General features: G+C 73.8%; 9 protein-coding genes. 4 read left to right on the forward strand and 5 right to left on the reverse strand.

Features of this window, described 5'->3' with window-relative positions; all coding sequences use genetic code 11:
* The first annotated feature begins 110 nt into the window (after window positions 1–110).
* From CCS38_RS16565 to CCS38_RS16575, 3 genes are read left to right on the forward strand one after another with little or no spacing between them, the layout of a single operon-like run.
* Window positions 111–890, forward strand: a complete 780-nt coding sequence (locus CCS38_RS16565; protein WP_223734048.1) for a class I SAM-dependent methyltransferase — start codon at window positions 111–113, stop codon at window positions 888–890.
* Entirely contained in the window at window positions 887–1,957 is a 1,071-nt protein-coding gene (locus CCS38_RS16570; RefSeq protein ID WP_223734049.1) for a prenyltransferase, read from the forward strand. Before CCS38_RS16565 ends, CCS38_RS16570 begins: the two co-directional genes overlap by 4 nt.
* 54 nt (window positions 1,958–2,011) lie before the next feature.
* Window positions 2,012–2,806, forward strand: coding sequence for a maleylpyruvate isomerase family mycothiol-dependent enzyme (locus CCS38_RS16575; protein ID WP_223734050.1), 795 nt, complete (start codon window positions 2,012–2,014; stop codon window positions 2,804–2,806).
* 15 nt (window positions 2,807–2,821) lie between these two features.
* Here the strand turns inward: CCS38_RS16575 and CCS38_RS16580 are convergent, their stop codons facing one another.
* The 5 genes from CCS38_RS16580 to CCS38_RS16600 all read right to left on the reverse strand — a co-directional run bounded on the left by CCS38_RS16580 (window position 2,822) and on the right by CCS38_RS16600 (window position 7,574).
* Window positions 2,822–3,832 (reverse strand): LLM class F420-dependent oxidoreductase, encoded by a 1,011-nt coding sequence (locus CCS38_RS16580; protein ID WP_223734051.1) that lies wholly within the window; start codon window positions 3,830–3,832, stop codon window positions 2,822–2,824.
* Between the two features lie 134 nt (window positions 3,833–3,966).
* The gene (locus CCS38_RS16585; protein ID WP_223734052.1) at window positions 3,967–4,779 is read right to left on the reverse strand and encodes a DUF5336 domain-containing protein; all 813 of its coding nucleotides are present in this window, start codon (window positions 4,777–4,779) and stop codon (window positions 3,967–3,969) included.
* Window positions 4,780–5,015: 236 nt separating this feature from the next.
* Complete coding sequence (locus CCS38_RS16590) at window positions 5,016–5,981, reverse strand: N-acetylmuramoyl-L-alanine amidase (protein WP_223734053.1); 966 nt, start codon at window positions 5,979–5,981, stop codon at window positions 5,016–5,018.
* An 87-nt stretch (window positions 5,982–6,068) separates the two neighbouring features.
* Window positions 6,069–6,734, reverse strand: a complete 666-nt coding sequence (locus CCS38_RS16595; protein WP_223734054.1) for a class I SAM-dependent methyltransferase — start codon at window positions 6,732–6,734, stop codon at window positions 6,069–6,071.
* 144 nt (window positions 6,735–6,878) lie between these two features.
* Window positions 6,879–7,574, reverse strand: a complete 696-nt coding sequence (locus tag CCS38_RS16600; RefSeq protein WP_223734055.1) for a hypothetical protein — start codon at window positions 7,572–7,574, stop codon at window positions 6,879–6,881.
* A gap of 94 nt (window positions 7,575–7,668) precedes the next feature.
* On the opposite strand from CCS38_RS16600, the gene CCS38_RS16605 reads away from it, so the two are divergent.
* Window positions 7,669–8,783: acyl-CoA dehydrogenase family protein (locus tag CCS38_RS16605; protein ID WP_223734056.1), on the forward strand; the 1,115-nt coding region annotated here is incomplete at its 3' end.

Here is an 8,783-nt window from a genome sequence, read left to right on the forward strand (position 1 = left end):
AACGGGCCCGCCGCCGGCGGCCGCGGGGGCAGCCGCCCCCTGACCTGACGAACACCGCTCCCGGCCGGCCTCCGCGGCCGGGGACACCCCAGGACGAAAGCTGAGAGGCCGTGCTGACCGTCGACTTTTCCCGATTCCCGCTCGCACCGGGTGACCGCGTACTCGATCTGGGGTGCGGCGCGGGCCGGCACGCCTTCGAGTGCTACCGGCGCGGCGCGCACGTCGTGGCCCTCGACCAGAACGCCGAGGAGATCCGCGAGGTCGCCAAGTGGTTCGCCGCCATGGAGGAGGCCGGTGAGGCCCCGGCCGGCGCCACCGCCACCGCCATGGAGGGCGACGCGCTCAACCTTCCCTTCCCCGACGGTTCCTTCGACGTCGTGATCATCTCCGAGGTCATGGAGCACATCCCCGACGACAAGGGCGTGCTCGCCGAGATGGTCCGGGTCCTCAAGCCCGGCGGCCGGATCGCGGTGACTGTGCCGCGCTACGGCCCGGAGAAGGTCTGCTGGGCGCTCAGCGACGCGTACCACGAGGTCGAGGGCGGCCACATCCGCATCTACAAGGCCGACGAACTGCTCGGCAAGATGCGCGAGGCGGGCCTGCGCCCCTACGGCACGCACCACGCGCACGCGCTGCACTCCCCGTACTGGTGGCTCAAGTGCGCGTTCGGTGTGGACAACGACAAGGCGCTGCCGGTCAAGGCGTACCACAAGCTCCTGGTCTGGGACATCATGAAGAAGCCGCTGGCCACGAGAGTCGCGGAGAACGCGCTCAACCCGCTCATCGGCAAGAGCTTCGTCGCGTACGCCACCAAGCCGCACGAGCCGAAGGCGCACGCCGCCGGGACGCAGCACGACACGCACGACGAGCCCGCGCGAGCCGCCCTGTGACGAGCCCCGGGCGCACCGAACGACTCGTCCTGCCCGGAGTGCTCACCGCGGAGCAGGCCGCCCGCACCGTCGCCGGCATCCTCGCGACGCAGCGCGCGGACGGCGCCATCCCGTGGTTCCGGGGCCACCACCTCGACCCCTGGGACCACACCGAGGCCGCGATGGCGCTGGACGCGGCCGGTGAACACGCCCGCGCCGAGGCCGCGTACCAGTGGCTCGCCGACCACCAGCTGTCCGACGGCTCCTGGTACGCCGCGTACGCCGACGGGGACGCGGAGCGGCCCACCGACCGCGGCCGCGAGACCAACTTCTGCGCGTACCTGGCCGTCGGGGTCTGGCACCACTACCTCTCCACCGGCGACGACACCTTCCTCGACCGCATGTGGCCCGCCGTGTACGCGGCGATCGAGTTCGTGCTCGCGCTCCAGCAGCCCGGCGGCGAGATCGGCTGGAAGCGCGAGGACGACGGCACGCCCGTCAACGACGCGCTGCTGACCGGCTCCTCCTCCGTCTACCAGGCGCTGCGCTGCGCCCTGGCCGTCGCCGACCAGTGCGGCGCGCCGCAGCCGGACTGGGAGCTGGCCGTCGGCCGGCTGGGCCACGCCATCCGCCACCACCCCGAACGCTTCCTGGACAAGTCCCGCTACTCCATGGACTGGTACTACCCGGTGCTCGGGGGCGCGCTGCGCGGCCAGGCCGCCAAGGAGCGCATCGAGGAGCAGTGGGACGACTTCGTCGTGCCGGGGCTCGGCGTCCGCTGTGTACTGCCCAACCCCTGGGTCACCGGCGGCGAGAGTGCCGAACTGGCACTGGCCCTCTGGGCGATGGGCGAGTCCGACCGCGCGGTGGACATCCTCCGCTCGATCCGGCATCTGCGCGCCGAGGACGGCATGTACTGGACCGGCTATGTCTTCGACGACGAGGTGGTCTGGCCGCGCGAGCTGACGTCGTGGACGGCGGGGTCGCTGCTGCTGGCGGTGGCCGCGCTCGGCGGCGACGAGGCCACCACGGCCGTGTTCGGCGGCGAGGCCCTTCCGTCGGGCCTGGACCCGGACTGCTGCCGTTGATCCGCTGCCCCGAAAATCGGGGCAGGGGCCCAGGAAGCGCACTAGTGTGCGGGTATGACACGCCTTGGGTATGAGAGGTACTGCGAAGAGATTCTGGTGCAGACCGGACTTTTCCGGGAGGCGCTGCGGGGGGCGGACCTGAAGGCGACGGTTCCCACCTGCCCGGAATGGACGATCGGCGAGCTGACCCGGCATCTGGGCGGCGCGCTCCGCTGGATGGGGACGACGGTACGGACCCGGGCGAAGGAGCCCGTGTCCGAGGACCAGGTCCCGGACGGCGCGGGGCCCGGGGACGGCGACCCGGCGGCGCTGGACTCCTGGCTGGCGGAGAGCGCGGCGCTGGCGGCTGCCGAGTTGCGCGCGGCCGGACCGGGCACCGCGGTGTGGACCTGGGCCGACGACCACAGCACGGATTTCTGGGCGCGGCGCGCCGTGCACGAGACCGTGGTCCACCGCGCGGACGCGGCCCTCGCGGCGGGTGTGCCGTATGCACTGGCTCCGGAGGTCGCGGCGGACACCCTGGAGGAGTGGCTGGAGATCGGGAGCCTGCCGCAGACGAGGGAGCGGCGGCCGGAGCTGGCGCGGCTGCTGGGGCCGGGCCGGACGATCCATCTGCACGCCACCGACACCGACCCGGACAAGGTCGGCGGGGAGTGGCTGATCGACCTCACGGGCGAGGCCATCACCTGGCGCCGGGGGCACGAGAAGGCCGCGGTGGCGCTGCGCGGACCGATGCAGGATCTGCTGCTGGTGTTCTACCGGCGGCTGCCCGTCGACGGCGCGGACGTGACGGTCATCGGCGACCGCGGGCTGCTGGACGAGTGGCTGGAGCTGGTCAGCTTCGGGTGACCGGCCGGACGCGCCCTAGGAGTTGAGCTCGGCGAGTACGCGCAGGGTGTGCGGGTCGGGGGCCGTCACGAGGAGGTCGGTGACCGGGCCCGCACGCCACGACTCCAGCCGCTCGGCGATGCGTTCGCGCGGGCCGATGAGGGAGATCTCGTCGGCGAAGGCGTCGGGGACGGCGCGCACGGCCTCTTCCCTGCGCCCCTCCAGGAAGAGGCGCTGAATCCGCCGCGCCGCCTCCTCGTACCCCATCCGCGCCATCAGATCCGCGTGGAAATTCCTGGTCGCGTGCCCCATGCCGCCGATGTAGAAGCCGAGCATCGCCTTCACCGGCAGCAGCCCCTCGGTGACGTCGTCGCAGACGGCCGCGCGGACCATGGGCGCGACGCGGAAGGTGGCGGGCGCCTCGGCGAGCGAGGCCGTGTACGTTTCCGTGCGCGTCGGCGACCAGTACAGCGGCAGCCAGCCGTCGGCGATGCGGGCGGTCTGCGCGATGTTCTTCGGGCCCTCGGCGGCGAGGAACACGGGGAGGTCGGCGCGGAGGGGATGGGTGATCGGCTTGAGCGGCCGGCCGAGGCCGGTGCCGTCCGGGCCGCGGTACGGGTGGGCGTGGAAGCGGCCGTCCAGCGTCACCGGCCCCTCGCGGCGCAGCACTTGGCGTACCACGTCGACGTACTCCCGGGTCGCGGTCAGCGGGCTCTTCGGGAACGGCCTGCCGTACCAGCCCTCCACCACCTGCGGCCCGGACAGCCCCAGCCCCAGCATCATCCGGCCGCCGCTCAGGTGGTCCAGGGTGAGCGCGTGCATCGCGGTGGCGGTGGGCGCGCGGGCCGCCATCTGCGCGATGCCGGTGCCCAGCCCGATCCGCGAGGTGTGGGCGGCGATCCAGGTGAGCGCGGTGAACGCGTCCGAACCCCAGGACTCCGCCGTCCAGACCGAGTCGTACCCCAATGCCTCCGCCTCGCGGGCGAGTTCGAGGTGGCGGGGGTCGGGGCCGCGGCCCCAGTAGCCGAGCGCCAGTCCGAGCCGCATGCCGCTGCCTCCTGACAGACCCCTCAGTGTCCTGACGTACCGTCAGTTCGGTGCGGTGACTGTACGGGGCGCGGCGGGGGAAGGCAACGGCCCCCCGCCCGAGGGGCGAGGGGCCGGAAGCGCGGGTGGTGGTGTCAGCCGCGCTGGATGCCGGTGGTGTCCTGGAGGACGCCGCGGCGGCCGTCCTGGGTCTGCGCGATCAGCGCCTGACCGCGCTGCTCGACCGCGAGGTACCAGGTGCCGGGCGCCAGTTCGGCGATCGGCGTCGGGCTGCCGTCCTCGCCGTACAGCGGACGGGCGACCGGAACAGCGAACCAGAACGGCGCAAACGCGTCGGCCGGCGCGGCGGTCTGCTGGTCGGCCGGCTGCGGCTGCCCGGCCTGGCCGGCATGGCCGCCCTGCACGGGCTGCGGCTGGCCGCCGTACGAGGGCTGGCCGCCCTGCTGCTGAGCGCCCGGGTAACCGTAGCCCTGGCCCGGCACCTGCTGCGCGCCCGGGTAGCCGTAACCGGCGCCCGTGGGATGCGGGGCGGGGCGCGTGGCGGGGGCGGTGATGAGCTGGGCCTTCAGCGCCGGGACGAGCGGGGAGGCGACGGCCGCGCCCGCGAGGATCAGCGTGGCGATGAAGCCGATGATGATGCCGGGGCCCGCGCTGCCGACGTCGATGATCGTCCAGAAGGCCGTCCACGCCGCGAAGATCGTGAGCGCGACGCCGAACTGCCCCAGGTCGAGGCCGGCGACCTTACGCGGCTGCGGCATCGCCTTGGCGGCGATGGTCAGAACCGCACCGATCACACCGGCCAGGTAGATGCTCATGACCCACGAGAGCGAGTCCCAGGCGTTGATGCTCTCAAGGCCACCGGTGAAATCGAGGAACGAGGCGATGAACAGCAACACCGCTGCTCCGATCACCACGCCGTCGCCTCGTGTGAGGGATCGGATGTTCACGTAAGAAGTCCTTTGCCGTGTTTCGTCATGGGTCGTGCTGTCGCCGATTGCGCACGGTGCGAGGCGCGGGGGTGGCCCCATCGTAAGGGGGAACCTACCGCCCGATCCGCCGGGTCGTCTCGTCCGTATATGGGGCGCGGATCGTCCATATATGGGGCGCGGCCGGTCCCCGCGGGCGGCGGCTGCCGCGGGCTGTCGGCCGTGCGGGAAGCCCGTTCAGATCCGTATAAAGCCGGTCAGTTCCGCAGGAAACCCGTGATGCCCTCGGTGATGCCGACGGCCGCCTTCTGGCGCCAGGCGGGGTCGGTGAGGCGCGCGGCGTCCTGTGCGTCGCGCATGTTGCCGCACTCCAGGAAGACCTTCGGCACCCGGGAGAGGTTGAGCCCGCCCAGGTCGGTACGGGTGTCCAGGCCCTTGCCGTTGCCGATGTAATTGGCCGGCGCGCTGCCGGTCGCCGCGACGAAGCGGCCCACGAGGTGGTCGGCGAGGTCCCGCGACGGGCCGGTGATCTTCCGGGTGTCCGCGCCGCCGCTGTGCACCACACCGGGGCGGATCACATGGAAGCCGCGGTTGCCGGCCCCGGCGCCGTCCGCGTGGATCGAGAGGGCGGCGTCCGCGTGCGCGTCGTTGCCGATCTCGGCGCGCTCGTCCACGCACGGGCCGTACGGGCGGTCGCCGTCCTGGGTGAAGACGACCTTCACGCCTTCCTTCTGGAGCAGCGTGCGGGCGCGGCGCGCCACGTCGAGCGTGAAGGACGCCTCCGCATACCCGGAGTTGGTGGAGGTGCCGGTGGTGTCGCACTCCTTGCGGGCGTTACCGACGTCGACCTTGCGGGCGATCTCCGCCGTGTGGTGGCGGTTGCCCGGGTTGTGGCCCGGGTCGATCAGGACGACCTTGCCGCGGAGCGGGCCGCCCCGGCCCTCGTCGCCCTTGTCCCGGTCGCTCTTGCCCCCGTTGCTCCGGTCCCCGTCGCTGTGCTTCCCGTCGGTCTCGTCCTGGCCGGTCGGCCGGCCGTCGGGCGTGTGCGAGCCGGCGGCCGCGGGCCGCTCCGGGCCCGGCCTGGCCGGGGACGCCGCGCCGTCGCCGTTGCCGTTGCCGACCGCGCCGCAGCCGGCGCAGCAGAGGGCTGCCAGCGCCGCCGGTACGACCAGCAGCGTGCGGGCGGGGCGGCGGGAGGTGGGGGGAGTACTGCCGTTCGACACAGCGCGATCGTAACGTCCGGCGGCCGGAAGCCGGTGTTCCCGGCGGGTGGCGCGTCTCCCGGGCGACCGTCAGATCTTGTGCGGCCCTCAGATCCCCTCGCCCGTGCGGCGCAGGACGCGCAGCGACCGGTGCGCGGACACCTCCGTGAACGCGCCGGACTCCAGGGCGCGCAGGTAGATGCGGTACGGAGCCTGGCCCGTCCACTCGTCCACCGGGTCGGGGAAGACGTCGTGGATCACCAGCAGGCCGCCCGGCGCGACGTGCGGGGCCCAGCCCTCGTAATCCGCCGTGGCGTGCTCGTCCGTGTGCCCGCCGTCGATGAAGACCAGGCCCGCCGGGGCCCGCCAGAGGGCCGCGGCCTGCGGGGAGCGGCCGACGAGCGCGAGGACGTGCTCCTCCAGCCCCGCCGCGTGCAGCGTGCGGCGGAAGGCGGGCAGCGTGTCCATCCGCCCCACCTCGGGGTCGACGACCTCGGTGTCGTGGTACTCCCAGCCCGGCTGCTGCTCCTCGCTGCCGCGGTGGTGGTCCACGGTGACGGCCGTGACCCCGGCGGCGCGCGCCGCGTCGGCCAGCAGCAGCGTGGAGCGCCCGCAGTACGTGCCGATCTCGATCAGCGGCAGCCCGAGCGCACCCGCCTCGACGGCCGCCGCGTACAGCGCGAGCCCCTCGTCCACGGGCATGAACCCCTTGGCGGCCTCGAAGGCGGCGAGGATCTCCGGCTCGGGTGCGACGGCGGCAGCAGCGGCGGCCATGGGTGCCTCCTGGGCGTACTCGGAAGTAGGTGCCCATGCTGCCGTACGCCGACGGCGACCACGGCGGCGGGCCTCGGCGACCACAGCGCCGGACCTAAGAGGCTTGTCGGGTCAGCCAGCGGCGGACCTCAGGGGCCCGTCGGGTCAGCTGATGAGGTCCTGGACGCGGAGGTGACCCGCGGGGCGCTCGTGCTCGCCGATCCAGCGGCTGCCCGCGTGATCACGGGCGGCGGCGACCACCGCGGAGCCGTAGTGGCGGGTGGCGAACACCGGGACGCCGATGCGGTAGCGCCGCTCAGGCAGGTGCGGCGGGCGCGACGGGTCCTGGTCCCGGGCGATGAGCGGGGCCAGCACCGGGTCGTGCGCGTCCACCCCGCCGGTCGGGAACAGTTCGAGGCTCATCAGGCGGGGGCCCGGCCGGCTCGCCGTGCCCTTCTCCTTGGGGCCCGTCTTCCGCGTCTGCCCCTGCGGTTCCGGGCGCTGCGGGCACCGGATCAGCCCCGCCGCGTCCAGCGAGGCCCACGGTATGACGCCGTTCACCCGCTCCTGCCGGTCGCGCAGCCACCAGACGCCCGTCGCGTCGAAGGCCAGAAAGGCGTGCCGGTCCACCCATCCGGACCAGATGCTCCCCGCCCCGACCGCGCCGAACGCGAGGAACCAGAGCACCGCGAAGATCCACGCACCGACGCCGTACTCGTACGCGACGCAGGCGAGCGGCAGCGCGACGGCGAGGAGGAGGGCCCAGATCCCGCCTCGGAGCGTGGTGCGGTTCCGCTGCTTGCCGAAGGGGAAGACGGTGGCGTCCGGCGCGGGAGCGGCGGGCAGCTGGTCCTGGTTCATGCGCAGGAGTCTACGGACCGGCACTGACAACGGGCCGAATCGGAAGCCGTATCTGACCTTCCGTCAGATTGGAACGTGTTCTAGTCTGCCCCGCATGGGGATCGGGATCACGCGCGAACAGCGGGAGTTGGCGGACGCGGTGCGGGGCTGGGCGGCTCGGGCCGTGCCGCCGGAGGACCGGCGCAAGCTGCTCGACGCCGTGCCGGGACCGGCCGGGCGGCCCGCCTGGTGGGCCGACCTGGCCACACAGGGCCTGTTCGGCCCGCAGCTTCCGGAGGAGCACCGCGGTGGCGGCGGCGAGCTGCTGGACCTGGCCGTCGTCCTGGAGGAGACGGGCCGGGCCGGGCTGCCGGGCCCGTACCTCCCCAGCGCCCTGGCCGCCGAGCTGCTGCACCGCGGTGGGCAGCCGGACCTCGTACGGGCCGTGGCCGCGGGCGAGCGCATTGCCGCCGTCGCCCTGGAGGCCGACGCGGTGACGGCGGTCGAGGGTGCCGAGGGGTATGTCCTGGACGGCACGGCCCCGCCCGTACTCGGCGGCGGGGACGCCGATCTGCTGCTGCTGGCCGCCGAGACCGCCACCGGCACGGTCTGGCTGGCCGCCGACGCCGGGACGGCCGGGCTGACCGTGCGCGTGCCGCCCGGCGCCGACCCGACGCGCCCCGCCGCCGAGGTCACCGCGTCCGGCGCGCCGGTCCCCGCCGACCGCCTGGTCGCCGTCGACGCGGCGCTCGTACGGGACCTGGCCGGGACGCTCTTCGCGGCCGAAGCGTGCGGGATCGCGGCCTGGGCGCTGCACACCGCGACCGAGTACGCCGCCGTGCGCGAGCAGTTCGGGCGGCCCGTCGGGCAGTTCCAGGCGGTCAAGCACCTGTGTGCCGAGATGCTCGTACGCCTCGAACAGGCCCGGGCGCTCGCCTGGGACGCGGCCCGGTCCATGGACGAGGCGCCGGAGGTGCGCGGCCTGGTGTCCGCGCTGGCCACCGCGACCGCCCTGGAAGCCGCGTTCACCTGCACCAAGGACTGCATCCAGATACTCGGCGGCATCGGCTTCACCTGGGAGCACGACGCGCACCTGTACCTGCGCCGGGCGACCGTGGCCCGGCAGCTGCTGGGCGGCCCGGCCGGGCACCGGCAGCGCGCGGCCCGGTACGGCGCGGCCGGCGCCCGGCGCGCGCTGCGGACCGAGCTGCCCGCCGGAGCGGAGCCCCA

Source organism: Streptomyces purpurogeneiscleroticus (assembly GCF_020024005.1).
GTDB lineage: Bacteria > Actinomycetota > Actinomycetes > Streptomycetales > Streptomycetaceae > Streptomyces > Streptomyces purpurogeneiscleroticus.